This is a genomic window from Velocimicrobium porci (assembly GCF_009696045.1).
GTDB classification, from domain to species: Bacteria; Bacillota; Clostridia; order Lachnospirales; family Lachnospiraceae; genus Velocimicrobium; species Velocimicrobium porci.
Genome location: NZ_VUMT01000005.1, coordinates 57,094 through 75,341, shown reverse-complemented (window position 1 = coordinate 75,341; position 18,248 = coordinate 57,094). Strand labels below are relative to the sequence as shown.

Below are 18,248 nucleotides of genomic sequence, written 5' to 3'. Positions count from 1 at the left end.
ATTGGGTGTAAGGGAATTCGCCAAAATCATAAGCTTAAAATTTATATCTTATTTTAAGTTTTGCAATTGCCCGAATAATCACAAGACGAAAGGAGAACCGTTATGACTGGTGAAACACGCAGAACTAAGATTATTGAACTTCTTAGTAACTCTTCATGTCCATTAGCCGGAGATAAACTGGCAGAACAACTTGGGGTTAGCAGACAAGTAATTGTACAAGATATTGCACTACTTAGAGCAGCCAATTATATGATTATGTCTACTAATCGAGGTTATTTAATGTATCCTCAACATACTTCCAGCTATTCAAGAATATTCACGGTTTCCCATACAACTGACCAAATAGCTGATGAACTATACACAATTATAGACTGTGGCGGTCATGTCAGAAATGTTATTATTGAACACAATATATATGGAAGCATTACCGCAAGCCTTAACCTGTCTTCCAGACGCGATGTGGATGCTTTCATTGATAAATTGAAAAGCTCAAACTCTGCTCCGCTTAAAGAATTAAGTAATAATATCCATTCTCATACTGTAGATGCCGATAACAATGAAACATTGGATCTTATTGAGCAATCTTTAGTTCAAAAAGGATATTTTATTTCGTAATTATAAATTATACTTTTTGTTTGAAGCCAGACAATATCTATGCTACTATAAACTTATAGAGATTGGGGAACTTATTTTTAGGAGGAGGATTCTTATGAATTATACGAAGGAAGTACATAAAACTAAGAGCAGTAACGGAGAAACAAATATTACCTATTATATTTATAAACCGCTAAAGGAGCCAAGGGCAATCATACAGATCTCACATGGCATGTGTGAATATTTAGAACGTTATGAAGAATTTATTGATTTTTTAACTGCAAATCAAATTCTTGTATGTGGAAATGATCATTTGGGACATAAAAACAGCGTAACGTCCAAAGATAAACTTGGATATTTTGCCCCAAAAGATGGCTGGAAATATCTTGTCAAAGATTTAGCAAAAATAACTTATATAATGAAAGATACCTATCCAAACCTGCCCTATTTTTTAATCGGTCATAGTATGGGTTCTTTTATTGCAAGATTATATATCAGTCAATTCAGCTCATTTGTTGATGGAGTAATCATTTGTGGTACAGCAGGAAGCAATCCTCTTATTGGCTTTGCATCTTTGTTGACTTCTTTTGTTTATAAAGTAAAAGGTGAGTTCCATCGAAGCACTTTTATTAATAAGTTAATGTTTGGTTCTTATAATAAAAGATACAAAAATGTACGAACACCTTCCGACTGGATTACAAAAGATGAGGCAATTGTTGATAAATATGTGAACGATGAATACTGTACATTCATTTTTACAGCTTCTGCATTTCGCGATCTAGTAAAATTGTTGAAAATAGTTTCTTCAGACGCTTGGTATAATGCTGTTCCTCAAAATCTTCCTATTTTTTTAATTAGTGGAGATATGGATCCTGTCGGTAATTACGGAAAGGGCATCTTAGAGGTTGAACGCAGGCTAAAAGAAAGAAGCTTAAACGATTTAACAACAAAATTATATAAAGATGACAGGCACGAAATTTTAAATGAACTTGACAGACAAACTGTTTATCAGGATATTCTAAACTGGATTAACGATAGAATATAAAACAAAAATAAGGTTAATCGATTCCTCATTACTTCCAGATGGTAATGACCAAATTGATTAACCTTATTTTTCTAAGTTACCCTCTCACGTTCCCCAACGTAATAATACATCTTCTCCTCTACTATCCTAACGACTTCTTTATAATAACACGATTTGTGATATTTGTCAATATTTTCTCGTCTTTTTTTAATAAATTAGTCAACTTGATTATCCCATATCCATAATTTTTCTTTCCTATTCAACATAATCATAACAAAATACAGTTGCACTTAGCGGTAATAGTGTATATTCTATAAACCATTCTTTTTCTTTATCCTCTTTCACCCCGGCTTCTACTACTTTCACTATATTTTTCCCGATTCCCCCGTATTCTTCACTTTCTGAATTCAATAAAATCGTATAAGTTCCCTTGCATGGTACCTTTACATTATAGTCAACATATGTAACCGGTGTAAAATTACAAACAAATAACAGTTGTTCTTTTTTCGAATCCCCTCGTCGAACAAACGCAACTACACTTCGCTCTGCATCCTCACAACTCATCCATTCAAATCCAATTTCTTCTGAATCATTATAAAAAAACGCTGGATATTTTCTATATAATTGATTTAAGTTCTGGACAAACTGTCTCATTTTCTCATGTCTAGTTTTACCAAGCAAATCCCAATCCAATCCTCGTTTCACATTCCATTCACTGCATTGAGCAAACTCCTGCCCCATAAATAAAAGTTTTTTTCCCGGATGTCCGTACATAAACGTATAGGTAAGTCGAAGACTGGCATATTTTTCTTCCTCGGTACCTGGCATTTTTTCTATCATTGAACCTTTTCCATGCACAACCTCATCATGAGAAAGTGGCTGAATAAAATTCTCATGATATGCATAAGCAATGCTAAATATAAGTTTATTATGGTTATATTTTCTAAAATATGGGTCTAATTTTATATATTCTAAAAAATCATTCATCCATCCCATATTCCATTTAAACAAAAATCCAAGTCCAGCGTCTTGAACCGGTGCCGTAACACCAGGCCATGCTGTTGATTCTTCCGCAATCAAAATTGCACTCGGACACCGCTCTTCCAACACCTGACTCAATTGACGAAACAATTGAACTGCTTCTAAATTTTCCTTTCCCCCAAATTGATTTGGCAGCCACTGTCCACTTTCTTTTCCATAATCAAGATATAACATTGACGCCACCGCATCGACCCTTAAACCATCAATATGATACTTTTCAATCCAAAACAAGGCATTTGCAATTAAAAAATTAGCTACTTCCCTTCTACCATAGTCAAAAATTAAAGTCCCCCAATGAGGATGTTCGCCTCTTCTAGGATCCGGATGTTCATATAATGGTTCTCCATCAAACAATGCCAGTCCAAATTCATCTTTCGGAAAATGTGCCGGAACCCAGTCTAATAACACGCCAATTCCCTTCTGATGCAAATAATCTACAAAATACATAAAATCCTCGGGCATCCCATACCGCCTGGTTGGTGCATAATATCCTGTTACCTGATAACCCCATGACCCGTCAAACGGATGCTCCGCAATCCCAATCAATTCAATATGAGTATATCCCATTTCAAGTATATAATCAGATATCATTGGAGCCAGCTCCCGATAAGAAAAAAATCCATCTTCCGTTCCATCAAACTTCTTTTTCCACGAACCAATGTGCATTTCATAAATCGACATTGGTTCCCTCAAGCGACAGCTTCGGTTCCTCCCCTCCTGCTGTTTTCTCCACTCTGAATCATTCCACTCATAACTATTTAAATCGACAATAACAGAAGCATTTCTTGGACGCAATTCACTACAGTTTGCATATGGATCACTTTTATATAAAATAGTGTCTTTATTGGTTGTAATTTGATATTTATAGATACCTCCTATATCTGCACCGGGAATAAATAATTCAAATATAGCAGAGTGTCGACTTTTTCGCATATAGTGTAACCGTCCATCCCACATATTAAATGACCCTGCTACACCAACTGCTTTTGCATGTGGTGCCCAAACTGCAAAATAGATTCCCTTTACACCATCTATTGTCATTGGATGTGCTCCCAGCTTGTTAAATATCTGATAATGCGTACCTTCTGCAAATAAATATTCATCCAACTCACCAATATTCGATTCATATTGATAAGAATCCTCTACATCTACAATATCATTCTCTCCATACTTAACTCTAAAATAATACTTCTGATAGATTCTCTTTTCTTTATATATTCCAAAAAAGCCATTTTCTATAGATAAGCATTCCATTTCCTCTTGTGTATTTGTCTGTTTATCAACTAGAAAAACCTGTTTCGCCATTGGCCGGTAAACAAATATCATTTGACTTCCATCGCTATTAATATGAGAACCAAGTATACTTTCCGGATGCTCCAACTCTCCCCTGATTAATTTAAAATACTCTTCTTTTTCCAGCCACTTAGTTAACGCCCTCTGCATATTTTCCACCTCTATTTTGTAATATAAACAATTTCACCTCTATTTCCCGGAATAGTAAGTTCCAATTGATTGCCTTTTATAATCGCCTGATTTTCTGGGTTCAAAAGACACACGGCTTTTCTTCCATCAAATGGCATTGGAATCGTCATATTCGACACATTATCATCATTATTAACAGCTATTATCATACAGCTATTATCCAGGCAACGGGCAAATGCAAATTGGCGATTTGTCAATAGCAGTTCTTTATAAACACCATCTGTTAGTTCTAAATAATCTTGTTTTAACTGACCCAGTTTTATAATCAATTCCAAAATATCCTTATGAGGAAACTCTTTATAATTCCATTCCATTATTCCATTATTTTCAAATAGCTGTGCATAAGTCCGCAAATCAATACACGGTCTTAAATTGTCATCGGAATTTTGCTCCTTAACACCTTCAATTGAAAATTCCGAACCATAATAAATTGAAGGAATTCCATAAAGTGTATACAATAAAATCGTAACAGGATACAAATGCTCTTTATTATTTAATTTACTATAAATTCGAGCCACATCATGATTATCAACAAATGTATAAAGTCTTGTATCTCTGCATATATCAAGTAAACGTTTCACACTATGAGCAATTTCAAAATAATTGTGGTCATTATGCCCCGAATAAAGTCCCTTGTGCAATTCATAATTTGTAACACTATGAAGCATCTCTTGATTTGCCCAACGACTATAGTCACCATGAATCACTTCGCCAAGCAGCCAAAAGTCTTCCTTCACTTCATCTGCAACTTTACGCAGCCCTTTCATAAAATCAAAATCCAATACATCAGCTGCATCTAATCGAATACCATCAATATCAAATTCCGTAACCCAAAAGCGTACAACATCATAAAGATATTCCTTAACTTCGGGATTTCTCTGGTTCAACTTTGCAAGTAGGTTATAACCACCCCAATTTTCATAACTAAACCCATCATTATATTCTGTATTTCCATTAAAATTTACGTTACAATACCAGTTAACATATGCTGACCGTTCCCTGTGTTCACGTAAATCTTTAAAAGCAAAAAACTCTCTTCCGGTATGATTAAACACTCCATCGACAACAACATGCAAGCCTGCTTTATGACATTTCTGAACATATTTTCTAAAATCCTCATTCGTTCCCAGCCTGCAATCGACCTTTTTATAATCTGTCGTTTCATACCCATGACCCACAGATTCAAATAATGGTCCAATATAGATAGCTGTGCATCCAAGCTTCTTAATATGAGGAATCCATTCTTCTAACTTATCAAAATGAACCTCTTTTATTCCTGTATTTTGTTTCGATGTTCCACACAATCCAAGTGGATAAATGTGATAGAATACAGCTTGTTCATACCATGTTGCCATAATAACTTCCTCCAATCTATTATTGTCTTGCAAAAGTATCGTTATATTATATATCTTATTATTTCTTGTCCTTTATATACAAAATACGCCTGCAAAACGAACAAAACCTCATCTTACAGGCGCATATCATAATACCTTTTATCTTACTGTTCTATAGCCAGCTTTTTAAATGCATTACGGAAAACTTCAGATGCTCTCACTAATTCATCAATAGAAGCTCTCTCATTTGGCTCATGCTCAGTCATAACACTATCCGGGAAACAAGCTCCAAATGCAACACAGTTATCAAATGCTCTTGCATAAGTTGCTCCAGCTGAAATAGTTGGTTCTGATGTTGTATCACCTGTAACCTCTTGATAAGATTCCATTAACGCATGAACTAATTTGCTTTCTAATGGAACATGTATTGGTGCAAGCCAATCAAACAACTCAACTGTTAATCCATATTTTTCCGCCTTTTTCTGCATTAAATCCATAACCGTATCTTTCTTTAAGCTTACCGGTAAGCGTAAATCAACACTCAATACTACACCATTCTCATCTGCCTGCATCTTGCTAAAGCATACTGTAACAGGACCGGTAAAATCAGATAAATCTTCATCCGTAAATCCTTCAAAACGATATTGTTCTTCAAACGCATCTAAAATAAATGAAATTGTATTGTCTTTATAACCTGCTTTTTCTAATGCACGAATCAAATGTAAGTTGGCACTGACACCTTCCCATGGATGTCTTGCATGTGCTGTAAGACCTGTAGCAGTAATTGTATCATTTTCAACATGATAAGCAAATCCAAGTTCTTTTAATGCCTCTTCAATTTTTTCATCGTATGCACATTGAGCAGTTGCTGATACCGCATTAAAGCTATCTCCACCAACATAGTTATATACTGATTTCTCATTTCCTTTAATCAAAACTTGTAATAAGCCTTTTTCTGCATAAGTTAAAGGGAATTCAGAATCTGGAGAAAATCCCATTGCCGGTGCTTCTTCTCTCTTTGTATATTCTGCAATCGAACGCCAAAGAGTTTCTTCATCCAAACCAAAGATAAAACGTACCCTTTTCTTTAATTCATAACCTTCATCTAACAGAGATTTAAGACCATACACTGCAGCCATCATAGCTCCTTTATCGTCTTGAGACCCCCTACCACAAAGATGACCATCTTTTACAATTGGGTCAAATGGATCATGATCCCATCCATCTTCTTTTCTGGCATTTACAACATCCAAATGACCTAAGACACCAATCATTTCACCTTCGCCGATTTCTGCATAACCATATGCTCCATCTTCTGCCTTAAATGTGCGGAAGCCCAAATCTTTCATAATTTCTAATGCTTTATCCAGACACTTATCAATTGGCTCTCCAAATAAATATTTATCACTTTCCTGATATACCGATGGAATTCTCATCAATTCACTTATTTTTTCAATCATTTCATCACGATATTTTTCCATTTTTTTACCCATGCATATCGCAAGCCGTCTTGCGATACTGCCCAGCTGTATAAACAAAACTAATGCAAGGCAGCCAGCAATTTCCTTTCTCACTTTTTTCTATAATATTTTTTATTTATCTCTTTTATATTTGAATATAAAATTGTTGACCCTTTCCCGTTATTGGAATAATACGCTTTCTATAACTTTCTGATTCTTTTCTTGTTAATAATTTCCAGATGATTGAATAATCTTCCCAGCAATGCATAGGAAACACATACCTAACATCTATCTTTCTCATAAAATAATCAAATCCCCACCAATAACAACTCTCTTGCCTTGGATCGAGAGGTAAAAATGCTACATCTATAGAACGTCCTGTTATTTTCTCAATCTCATTAGCAAAACATTTCTCCATCGTCTTCGACTCTTCCTCCGATTCTCCTTCCCAGGTCCACCAATTTAAATCCCCTGCATGATAAATCACTTTATCTTCACAGGTTACAACAAAAGCTACTCCCTGATCCGTAGATGTCAACGTGTCGATTGTCATACCTTCCAATTTAACTTGCTCATTTCCTCTAACATATTGAATCTTATCAAAAGCTTCCTTGGGTATATTTTTTTTAATCATATACGTCTGATTCATCTTCGCATCTTTTGAAATAAAAAAACGGATATTAGGATATATATGCACCAAATCAAAAATTTTATGATTAAAGTGGTCATGATGTTTATGACTCACAAACACTGTAACCATTTTTTCTTTATTTTCACATTCTGGAATCTCACCTTTAAAATAGTCAAAAAGAATACAATGTCTCTCCAGCTCTAAAAAAAATCCACTATGTTCGATATAATTTACTATCATAGTTTCAAAACCTCTTTTAAACAATTTGGGAAATGATATAATAACAACATCGTCAAAAGAAACTTAGTCTAATTTAAGATTTGCTAATAATGTCCCTAATCCTGTCGAAGCCTCTTCACCGGAATTATACTCAATTGGTGCTTCCTCTACTTCTTCAAGCACATCTTCTTTTTCCTCTACTGCTTTCATACTAAGACTAATTTTTCCATCTTTCACATCAATAATTTTAACCTTTACTTCTTCTCCCATTTTTACAACTTCATTTGGAGATTTAATATGCTTTCCACATATCTGGGAAATATGAACAAGCCCCGTTAAGCCTTCTCCAATATTGACAAAACAGCCATATGGCATGATCTTCTCAATAGCACCTGTTGTCACAAGACCTTTCTGCAATTTCGAGATTTTACTATTACGATCTTGTTCTTCTTTTTTTCTGGCAACCTCTTTACCAGATAAAACTAATCGACGCTTATCCTCTTCCACCGTAATGATAGTTGTTTCTATTGTCTTACCAATCCATTTTTCCAGATTTTCAACATAAGATAACGCAAGCTGTGAAGCAGGAATAAACGCTCTTATCCCTTCCAAATAAGTAATCATACCTCCATTTACAGCCTCAGCAAGCTTCACTGTAAATACTTGATGTTCTTCCATTGCCCGTTCTAACTTGTCCCATGCCAAAACATCATCTGCCTGCTTCTTCGATAAAAGAATATTTCCATATCCATCATCTTCTTTTATAATCATAGCCTCTATCAAATCCCCTGTCTGGATGTCTGCTTTAATAGAAAATCTAGGATCATTACTCAACTCTTCCAATGGAATAATACCTTCTGTAAAATATCCCAAATCTACTACTACTTCTGTGTCAGAAACCCCTATTACAGTTCCTTTTATAATATCTCCTTCTTGAATTTTTTTAAAAGAACGATTAATCTCATTCTCAAACTCTTCCATAGAAGGAATAATTTCTTTTTCCTCTTCCATCTCACTACTCCTTATTCAAAATCTCCTCTTAATCAAATTCAACCAGCCCAAACAATCAATTCCATCGTTTTCATAAATAAATTATACCATTATACCAAAGATTCTTGCAATGATAATTTAATCATCAACAATCGTCCCATAAGTTTCCTTTGGAATCTTATGACAAGATTCCAGTACGGCTTCCCTTAGTCCTTCTTCTTCCTCTTCTAATGTATGTTTTTTAACTGCCTCATTTAACGATAACATCTTTTTGTCTAAATAAGACACTATCTTAGAACATTCCTTTAATTCTTTTTGAATACCTTCCGGTGCGTTCCCTTCAAATTTATAATAAATCTTATGTTCTAAACTTGCCCAAAAATCCATCGCAATTGTCCGAATCTGTATCTCAACTTTTGTATTTACAACCTCATTCAATAAAAAAATAGGAACAGCTACAATCATATGATAGCTCATATATCCGTTTTGCTTTGGCTGTGTAATATAATCTTTGACCTTTAATACTTGTACGTCATTTTGTCTTGCAATTGCATCAGCAATTCGATAGATATCCGATGTGAAAGAACATATAATTCGAATTCCTGCAACATCATTTATATATTTTACAATATTCTCAACTGTCAGCTCTCTTTCACTATGACGAATCTTCTTAGCAATACTCTCAGGTGATTTGATTCTTGAAGTAACATGCTCAATCGGATTATACTGATGCGTTGTTTTAAATTCATCACTTAATATATCTATTTTTGTATTAATTTCTTTCAATGCAGCATTATAAAGTAACAAAGCATATTTCCATTCTTCTGCCTCGTCATAAAACATTGGTAATTGCATACTTGTTCACCCTTCTTTCGTAAAATCACTTAGGAAAAGCTAAATAATTTTTGTCCTAAATTATTATATCACAAAAATTTTAACTTTTGGCGAAAACAATCTTAACAAATCATAAAATAAATAGTAAATTATTTAGAAAGAAATTTATACTTTATATCAGCTAAAGCAATTTCATCGTTTATCATTATTTTTTTGCTTTGATTTGGCTTTATCCGACAACCATTAATAAATGTGCCATTTGTAGAACCTAAGTCTGTAATATAAAAACCTCTTGTATTTTTATCAATTCGGGCATGGTATCTGCTAATGCTATGTGCCATTATTCTAGCATCAACTTTTTCTTTTATCTTCCCAATAAAAAAAGGGAATTCTTCAATTAAAATTTCTTGATATAAATCAGAGTTAATTGGTATCAGGTAAAATTCTGTTTCTTCTGTCGATGAAAGCACAACTGTTTCTTCCTCTTCCTCCCAATAAACCTCTTGTTCTTTCTCCCCATGTGATTCACATTGCAATTTTTTTATTTTATGTTTTTCCTGAAGAATCCAGTTCAATAAACCAACTTCCAAAACACCAACTGCACCAAACAGTATTACTAACTTAATAAGGTATAGCTCGCCCGTTTCTCTGTTGAATAAATACCCGCTTATTCCTGCAACAATAAGAATTATCAGACATATAATGACAGAACAAACAAAAGTAATCCACACCCACATTGGATATTTTTCTTTGTTTTCCTCTTTCGACTGCCACAATGAGTCTTCTTTTATCTCCTCATTAATTCCGCTCTTTTCCTGCTCAAATGTCCTCACACCGTTTTCTTCACTATAAAACTGATCCGTTTTCTTCCCCTCATTTGTTTGATACTGCTCTCTTTTCTCTTTGTCCCACTCTTTATTTCTATCCCAACAAAAGCACTCGGAATCACCCAAAATCTCCGAGAATTTTTGATAAGTAAATTCTTGCTTACTAATTTTATATAAACTATACACCATTACAACCGCTTCTTTATCTTCATAATCAATATAATCAAGAATATACTCTATCACATCAACAATTTGTTCTTTTATATTTTTCTTATAATTATGGCAATAGCAAAAATAAAATTCTTGTTTTTCATAATTGATAAAAATAGTTTCCGGTGTAAAAACAAAATCATCTTCGTTTAAAAGAAACTTCTTACTCTCTTCTACTTGTTTTAAAATAGAATGAAATAAATTCTTTACTATTTGCTTTCCTAACAAATTTTTCTCTACAAACTCTTTGATTGATTGCAGACCTGTAATATCATAACAATAGCTGACCTCCTCATTCAACTGTTGCACTTTCAACGGTAGTACATACGGCACAGCTTTCTGAAGAATCATTTGCATGCTATAATGCTCTCCTTCTTCCGCCTTTCCATTTAAAAGCAAATAGTTCTTATGAAAGTCCTTTTTATACTCCATCCTTCTCCCCTCTTATTCTACCTTTTCTTACTTATTTCATTTTCACTCTGTTTCCTCGAATTTACTTCAAAACGATACTTTGATTTATCTCATCAAATCTTTTATCCGTTCTATTTTTTTCTGCTCATATTCTAATTGCTTATCGATAACCTTATCTTCTGTTTCATCCTCTAATAAACTCTCTTTAAACCTTAATAATTCAGTCGGATTGTATAAGACCATTCGCAAACTTCGTTTAAACTCCAGCCTTATCGACTTTAACCATTGTTCCAAATAAACAATCGAACATCTTCCTTTCATTGTTATTTTCTCTTTTATAAAAATAACACCTTTTTCATTGCTCTCACTTTCTTTTCTAAGTAGAAAAAAACCTTGGTCAAATAAAAAGTGCTTATCTTCCCACTTATACCCCATTTTTCTTACATATATTTCCTGCTCTGTCGCCCGAAGCGTTTGATACAATCCCGTTTCTGCCCTCACTTTATCATGTACATAAAATACTACATAGAAAAGCGAAAAAATAATACTTAAAATAATGGGAAGAATTAATGCTGCCTCTACTGTAAAACTTCCTTTTATTTTTGTCTTTCTTTTTTTAATCCAATATTCTTTCCGTGTTTTCAACCTTACATTCCTGTCTTTCTAATTCAACCTCTTATTTTTTGTTATAGAAATCGATTAAAAAATATTTCAGCAACAAAACTTGCCCAAACAAATGGAATAAAGGGCAATGCAGTTTTTCTTCCTATTTTTTTTGTTGTTAACAACACCAAGCTGGTTAGACCCGTTATACATAAACTGCTTATAAGTAAAATAATATTTTCAATCGTTCCAAGTCCAATTCCTGTAAGTACAAACAAAATACCATCACCAATTCCTATCTGCTGATTCGTCACAATACTTATTAAAACCAATACAATTCCTACTGACATGCCACCCAAGCAATCCCACCAGACCTTATTTCCTTCAAAAATCTGAATTATAAGAAGTAAATTAGCACCAATTGCTCCAAAGCACAACGTAATACGTGGAATTTCCCTATATTTCAAATCAAACCACCCGCAAATACTTAATAAACAAAAAATAAAATAATATTTCATTTTACCTTCTCTCTCTATCCACATCGTTTACAACAATTCCAATCTTTTACCTTTTGCAAGCTAATCCCTATAATTGTTCTCTTTAGTCCTGAACATTGTAGTGAGGTATGATATCTGTCACCATCTAATGCAATAAATACAATATCCTGTTTCTTTTGTCTTTTTCCACAACGCTCACAACTTTTATATTTTCCCCCTTCAATATTTCTAGCCTGCTCTATTGCATCAAACAAAATAGGTTTTATGGATAATTTTAAGTGACTACAATTTTTGTTTTTATGATAAACTCCTCCCGTTTCCGTTATATATACAATAACATCATTTTTTTCTTTTTCCGTTTCCACCCCATCACCACTATTGTTCTTCATATTCTTCCCTATAAATAATCTGGTTTTCAATGTCTGCTTTGCAGAAATGGATGAAACCTTAAAAACGAAAACCGGTATCCGAATTTTATATACTGCGGATATTACTATCTCTTCTTCTTTTATTCCCGAACGCTCACAAATAAGTCTTATTCCTAATCTTCCGCCTTTTATACAAGACGAATTTAAAGAATTAAGGCTCAAATTCTTTTGAAACTCTACTTGTAATGTTGGTTTATTTATTTCCCTTACCGTTCCATACTTCGATAAAAATCTACCTGTCTGCAACAAGCTTTCTCCGACAATTGTCTGAACCGATAAAATAAGAAAGAAATAAATAAAAAACATAATTGCAAAAAAGAAAATTGGAAGTACAAAAGAAGCTTCAACCGTCATGGAACCTCGATAATCTTTTGTTCTCATAGTTTTCCTTCTTTCTAAGGCGAGGATAAACAGAGACATCCTTTCGGAAAATTAAGGGATATTCTGTGTTGAGAGTGCTTCTTTGTAACTATAGTTTTTTATAGGAATCGAAAGGATGTCCCTGTTTATCCCCGCCTCTTTTTTCTTCAATAACATTGTGTCTTTGATTCTTCTATTGTCCAACCAGAATTATCACACTTTATAAAGTTGACCACAAAAGGCAACTGCAAAAATTTTGGTGCTAAATAATATTTTTCAATTGCACAAAATCCATAAACACAAGAAGAAAATTTAAAATTTTCATCATAGCGAATACGCATATTGTCTTCAATCTCGTCCATTGTCCGTTCCAGTCTTGCTTTATACTTTGTAAAATTTATTAAAAATCCCAAATATGACTGGTAATCGGACAAAATCATCTTTTTTCCTTTTGGAATCTCTTTTATTTTTTTGTGTACGAATTTTTTATTAAATCTCAAAAGTTCTTCATACTTCATCATAAATGAAGCCTTATCTTTCCATAACGCTATTTGTTTTCCCGCCAACAATCCACCTGCATCAATAATTGCTTCTTCTACTGCCCATACTAATAAAATCAACTGCTTCGTAAACTGAACAAGAGGTTCCATACATGTAAATCCCACTATTCCCTGTGCCGTTATATAAGCTTTTGTTGACGCCTGCTTGTCAGTAAATAAATAATAGTAATTAAAGATAACTCTCATTAAAAGTAATCGCATAACTACCGTTTCCAAGTTGTCCCAATCGCTCTTTTTACCTCCGACTATATATTCTTGCTCATAATCTAAAATTGTTTCTTTTTCATTTTTATCTATCGTATCTATCTTTTTCTTTGCTTTTTTTGTTCTTTCACCTGCTTTATGAAAATTGTTAAAATGGGATTTGATATACTTTGATAAACAAATTGAATCCAGTTTTTCTTCTACCAGCTGCTTCAACCATTGTTCTCCATTAAATATTTTGTTAAATTCATTTATGCTCCCTAAATCACTAAAATTATTCATTTTGCAATCAGTTGTTGGATTGTCTGTGTCGTATTGTTTTTCCTTTTTAGAAATTAAATTAGTATCTTCAATTACATATGGCAAGACCCCTTTTTTCATATCACTTGGTATACTTTTTATTGGATTTTTTTCTTTTTTCTTTATAAAACCTTTATAGTCAAAAGCTAATTCCTTTACATGATATTTGCTTATTATATTTTTTACTTCAGCCACTAGGCGCAGATTATCTTTAATTTCTTGCTCTCCATCTCCCCATGTTACGCTTCCTATCACCTGTGCCTGCTGTAAAATTTTTTTATTTTCAATTAAATAGGGCTTTATATTCCAAATATTATTTTTAATTCTTGACAGTTCCCCACTCTCATTACTAATGCAATTCATTTCTTTTTCCATAGAGCTCTGAAACTCAAGTGGAAGTTTTTCTCGTTCTTGATTATAAACATTCTTCCACTGCTTCATAAGTTTCGTTTTTTCTTGTTCTTCTTTTTCTAAGTCAGAATATAATTTTTCAATCTGCTCTATTATGTTAATAATTTCTTTTATCTTTGTTACTAATTTATTTTGTTCCGCATTTTTATGTATTAATTTGTTAGGAAAATCCAGTTTGCTCAATCGGATAAAAGTTTCTTCTTTTCTTTTGTCATTCTGTTCCATTTTTTCATTTTCTTTTGCCTCCCGTTCTCTGCGCTTTTCATCTAAATTGCGTAATTCCTTCTCCATATTTTCAAGCAATACAATTGGATTTATATAATATGACTTTAATAGTTGCCATATCTCATCATTTGATATACCGACATTTCTTTTCGTTGGTACATCAGGACAGATCTGTTTGACAAAATCCGGCTGTGCTTTAAGCTTTCCGCTCCAAGAACGTTCTATACCATTTTTTCCAACAAAAATCCCATCAATTGCTCCGATAATCTGAAGAATCTTTTTATTATATTCCCCCATTTTCTTTTCTGCTTTTAACTGTTCATGAATCACCTTCATCGTATGATTCATCGTAGAAAAATCTTGAAAAAATTTCTGTTCCTTTATCGTTTCATTTTCCAACAAATGATATTTCATGTATTCTGTAACTTCTTTTCCAAAGACAGCTCCATCTTTACTATCTGCATAAATAAAATCTCCTATTTCTGTTTCTAATTTTTCCAACCCAAGCATATTAAGCTTCAAAAAATTTTGTTCCTGATTCTCCATTTCCAAAGAAAATTTTTCACACTGGTCAAGAATAGGAATTAATTTTTTCTTCATAAGTTCTTCCGAATCCTCGCCCTCCAGAAAAAAAACATGGTAATCTTCCCATAAAGGTCTGCAATATTCCGAAAAAATGTAATTCATAGAATTGTCCAATATCCGAGAGGCTTTTCCCTTTGCTACATCAATTCGTGCGGACTCTAATAATGTACCGATTAGAGATAGCATCAGTATAAGAACAATGCTCAAAAAAACCGTAACTTCTCCACACAAAAATTGCTGTTTTGTAAGAGTATACACATTCTGCACCAACTTTCTGTGAATTTTACTATGAAATAATAGATTTTTTATCTTCACCAATCTTTTTAAATGCTTCATCAACCAATGCCTTTACTTGCTTTTTAAATATTAATACAAGTGCAACTAATACTGCCAAAATTAACACGATTTCTACAACACCAACTCCATCTTCTTCATTCCAAAATTCTTTCCACTGATTCATCCATGTGCCTCCTTTTTTTATAAACTATTTTGCATTTCTCTTCTATAGCATAATTAAAATGTCATAAAGACAGGTACGATAATTATTGCTAATACAATTATCAACATAATTAGCATAGGAATTAAAAGTTTTGTACCTGCTTCTTCTCCTAATGTCTTTACCATCTCCTTTCGCTCTTCATATGCACTATAAGCTTCTATCTCTAGTAAATTAATTAAATCTCTGCTTCCCTTTTTTCCATTTTGGGATAATAATGTCATTAATTTGCGATAAGACATTATCTGAATTCTTTCTCCCATCCGTTCTAATGCTTCTGCCTCTGACAGTCCATTCTGCATCTCATAATAGGTTACTGCAATCTCCTCATAGCCATAATTTCTTTTTCCCTTTTTTCCTTTTTGTTCATATTGTTCTGCTATTTTTTGAAATACTCCACGAATTGTCATCCCTGCACTCAACAAGATTGCAATCTGGTTCATAATTTCCGGATATTCTATTTTTAATTGCTGATTACGCCTTTTTTCCGCTCGTTTTAACTCTTCTTTTGCACCTTCAAAAATTATAAAAGCTATTAAAACTGGTATAAAAACAAACAATTTGCAATCAAGCTTTGGTTCTGAATATATCATTTTTCTTCCATCTATTTGCTTTGGAAGTGAAACCATCTTATTCGTTCGTTCTTCCTCGGCTAATTGAATTGCCCGTCTTAATTTGTACCGAAAATCTTCCTTTATTGATAAGTCAGGCGGATATACGTAAATCATTAAAAGGTAGGATGCCTCATATTTTTTATATAAAAAAGTCACCGTAATTGTAACCAGCTCTTTAGTTTTTAAGTTAAAATTATTTACTTCTCCTTCTGAGGATACAACTGCTTCTTTGTCTGTATGCCACTGCAATTGTAAAAAAGAATTCTCAACCCGCTCCGCAAAAAACAAATTACTTTTAACTTTCTCAAATGATTGATTATTGTTTAAAATCGTTTGATTCACGTATTGTTTTCCTTTTTCTACTTCTCTTTTAAATTCTTCATAGTTATATTCTCTAGGCGATATTTCAAATGTAATCTGTTCTTCTTCAATTGCTTCATCCTCTGGTTTTATCAAAAGCGTTACTTGTTTGTCCGCTTCTCCATATGGTGGGCGTTCAATTTTATTTTTATAACAAAGTTCTTTCTGTCTTCCAGAAAAAAGAATCAAAAAGCTAAATAGAATTCCTCCCAGACAACACAGTATAGCGCGAAATGCCTGTCTTTTTAAAAATCGCTGAAACACCTCCGTTGGATCATCTAAAGGACTCAGTTTTTGCAGCTTTTGTCTTAAATAATTTATTCTTTTTTCCACTCCGCCACCATCCTTTATAGACTAATTTCCACTATCCGTATAGATAATAGATAAGCACTGATATACAATAACAAAAGCACACTCATGATTCCGATACCAACTATATTGTGATATAAGACTCCCATAATATCTTTTGAAAATAGCTTCATATAGATAATAATTCCTGCCGGAACACTACTCATTATTTTTACTTCTAATTTTTTTGCGGCCGTCATTGTTGCAATTTGTCTTTTCACTTCAATTCGATCTCCAATGTTTCTAGCCGTATGTGAAATCACCTGTATCATATCACCTCCTGTTCTTTTTGATATTGCAACTACTTCTGCAAATGTTTCAATATCCTCTACTTTACTGCGTTTCGCAAAATCAGTAAGTACAGATTCAACCGTCTGATTCATCTTTAGTTCATATATTATTCGTTTCAACTCTTTCATCATACGATTATTGTCAGAATACAAAGGCTTTAAATCCAAAAGCGCTTCTTCAAAACTGCTTTCTAATGAATATCCCGCATTTAGTGCTCCTGCCATAGCAGTTAAAACTTCCCGAAACTGTAAATTTAACTCCCATTGCTCCCGTTTTAAATCCTGCTCTTTTTTCTTTTTTACATATACAAAAACAAAGGGTGAAAATAATATAACTGCAATCACACTTTCATAAAAAAGATACGCTAAAGAACATACTAGTAAAATCCCTATAAAGAAATGCCTGCCTTCACAATTTTTTGAAGATTTTGAAGCTGGTTCCCTGTCGCTTCTAATCTGCCTTGTACCCGTCCATCTTTTTCTCCATCTTCTTTGAATTGAAATAATGTGTTTTCGATATATTCTCCCTCTTCCCATCCTAATACCTCACTAATCTCCAATACCTTTCTGGTCTTGTCCCTGATTCTTCCAAGATGTACTATAATATCTATGGCAGAAGCAATTTGCTTTCCAATTGCAATGAAAGGCATCTCTTGATATGCTAATATTAAAAGTGATAATCTCATAAGCATATCTTGTGCGGAATTCGCATGCCCGGTAGAAATACTTCCATCGTGACCGCTTGACATCGCATGAATCAAATTCCATGCAGCAGTCCCATCTCTTATTTCGCCAATTACAATTCGATCTGGTCGCAAAATAAAAAAGAGAGGGAAACGCTTGTCATTTCTTCTCTCTTTTTTATAATAAAGTCAATGTTTTTCTATTTCTTTTTCGACGCACTCTACTA

General features: G+C 33.4%; 17 protein-coding genes. 2 read left to right on the top strand and 15 right to left on the bottom strand.

What is annotated here, in order from left to right; translation table 11 throughout:
- Nucleotides 1–102 precede the first annotated feature (102 nt).
- Together FYJ58_RS04895 and FYJ58_RS04890 are read left to right on the top strand one after the other, a co-directional pair.
- Entirely contained in the window at nt 103–615 is a 513-nt protein-coding gene (locus tag FYJ58_RS04895; RefSeq protein WP_154518096.1) for a transcription repressor NadR, read from the top strand.
- Between the two features lie 94 nt (nt 616–709).
- Nucleotides 710–1,639, top strand: a complete 930-nt coding sequence (locus FYJ58_RS04890; protein WP_154518093.1) for an alpha/beta fold hydrolase — start codon at nt 710–712, stop codon at nt 1,637–1,639.
- A gap of 234 nt (nt 1,640–1,873) precedes the next feature.
- On the opposite strand, the gene glgB is transcribed toward FYJ58_RS04890, so the two are convergent.
- From glgB to FYJ58_RS04815, 15 genes are all read right to left on the bottom strand, one after another.
- Entirely contained in the window at nt 1,874–4,102 is a 2,229-nt protein-coding gene (gene glgB, locus FYJ58_RS04885; RefSeq protein ID WP_235912555.1) for a 1,4-alpha-glucan branching protein GlgB, read from the bottom strand.
- 11 nt (nt 4,103–4,113) lie between these two features.
- Nucleotides 4,114–5,496: an alpha-amylase family glycosyl hydrolase gene (locus FYJ58_RS04880; protein ID WP_154518090.1), complete on the bottom strand. Its 1,383-nt coding sequence runs from the start codon at nt 5,494–5,496 to the stop codon at nt 4,114–4,116.
- Between the two features lie 143 nt (nt 5,497–5,639).
- On the bottom strand, nt 5,640–7,049 hold the full coding sequence (locus tag FYJ58_RS04875; RefSeq protein ID WP_154518087.1) for a Sapep family Mn(2+)-dependent dipeptidase: 1,410 nt from the start codon (nt 7,047–7,049) through the stop codon (nt 5,640–5,642).
- Nucleotides 7,050–7,080: 31 nt separating this feature from the next.
- Nucleotides 7,081–7,806 (bottom strand): MBL fold metallo-hydrolase, encoded by a 726-nt coding sequence (locus tag FYJ58_RS04870; RefSeq protein WP_154518084.1) that lies wholly within the window; start codon nt 7,804–7,806, stop codon nt 7,081–7,083.
- 63 nt (nt 7,807–7,869) lie between these two features.
- The gene (locus FYJ58_RS04865; protein ID WP_154518081.1) at nt 7,870–8,796 is read right to left on the bottom strand and encodes a S1 RNA-binding domain-containing protein; all 927 of its coding nucleotides are present in this window, start codon (nt 8,794–8,796) and stop codon (nt 7,870–7,872) included.
- Nucleotides 8,797–8,913: 117 nt separating this feature from the next.
- Nucleotides 8,914–9,630 carry a GTP pyrophosphokinase gene (locus tag FYJ58_RS04860; protein ID WP_154518078.1) on the bottom strand — a complete coding sequence of 239 codons (717 nt, stop codon included), beginning with the start codon at nt 9,628–9,630 and terminating at the stop codon, nt 8,914–8,916.
- Nucleotides 9,631–9,758: 128 nt separating this feature from the next.
- On the bottom strand, nt 9,759–11,078 hold the full coding sequence (locus tag FYJ58_RS04855) for a DUF6382 domain-containing protein (protein ID WP_154518075.1): 1,320 nt from the start codon (nt 11,076–11,078) through the stop codon (nt 9,759–9,761).
- 84 nt (nt 11,079–11,162) lie between these two features.
- Nucleotides 11,163–11,702 carry a TadE/TadG family type IV pilus assembly protein gene (locus FYJ58_RS04850; RefSeq protein ID WP_154518072.1) on the bottom strand — a complete coding sequence of 180 codons (540 nt, stop codon included), beginning with the start codon at nt 11,700–11,702 and terminating at the stop codon, nt 11,163–11,165.
- 41 nt (nt 11,703–11,743) lie between these two features.
- Nucleotides 11,744–12,178 carry a prepilin peptidase gene (locus FYJ58_RS04845; protein WP_268892662.1) on the bottom strand — a complete coding sequence of 145 codons (435 nt, stop codon included), beginning with the start codon at nt 12,176–12,178 and terminating at the stop codon, nt 11,744–11,746.
- A gap of 14 nt (nt 12,179–12,192) precedes the next feature.
- Complete coding sequence (locus FYJ58_RS04840) at nt 12,193–12,966, bottom strand: hypothetical protein (protein WP_205839157.1); 774 nt, start codon at nt 12,964–12,966, stop codon at nt 12,193–12,195.
- Nucleotides 12,967–13,112: 146 nt separating this feature from the next.
- Nucleotides 13,113–15,437: a DUF5702 domain-containing protein gene (locus FYJ58_RS04835; protein WP_154518064.1), complete on the bottom strand. Its 2,325-nt coding sequence runs from the start codon at nt 15,435–15,437 to the stop codon at nt 13,113–13,115.
- Nucleotides 15,438–15,516: 79 nt separating this feature from the next.
- Nucleotides 15,517–15,690: a Flp1 family type IVb pilin gene (locus tag FYJ58_RS04830; RefSeq protein ID WP_154518061.1), complete on the bottom strand. Its 174-nt coding sequence runs from the start codon at nt 15,688–15,690 to the stop codon at nt 15,517–15,519.
- 53 nt (nt 15,691–15,743) lie between these two features.
- A complete protein-coding gene (locus FYJ58_RS15140) occupies nt 15,744–17,033 on the bottom strand; it encodes a type II secretion system F family protein (protein WP_154518058.1) in 1,290 nt (429 codons plus the stop codon).
- A gap of 14 nt (nt 17,034–17,047) precedes the next feature.
- Entirely contained in the window at nt 17,048–17,563 is a 516-nt protein-coding gene (locus tag FYJ58_RS14710; RefSeq protein WP_205839156.1) for a type II secretion system F family protein, read from the bottom strand.
- Between the two features lie 164 nt (nt 17,564–17,727).
- Nucleotides 17,728–18,156 (bottom strand): ATPase, T2SS/T4P/T4SS family, encoded by a 429-nt coding sequence (locus FYJ58_RS04815; RefSeq protein ID WP_154518052.1) that lies wholly within the window; start codon nt 18,154–18,156, stop codon nt 17,728–17,730.
- Nucleotides 18,157–18,248: the final 92 nt, after the last annotated feature.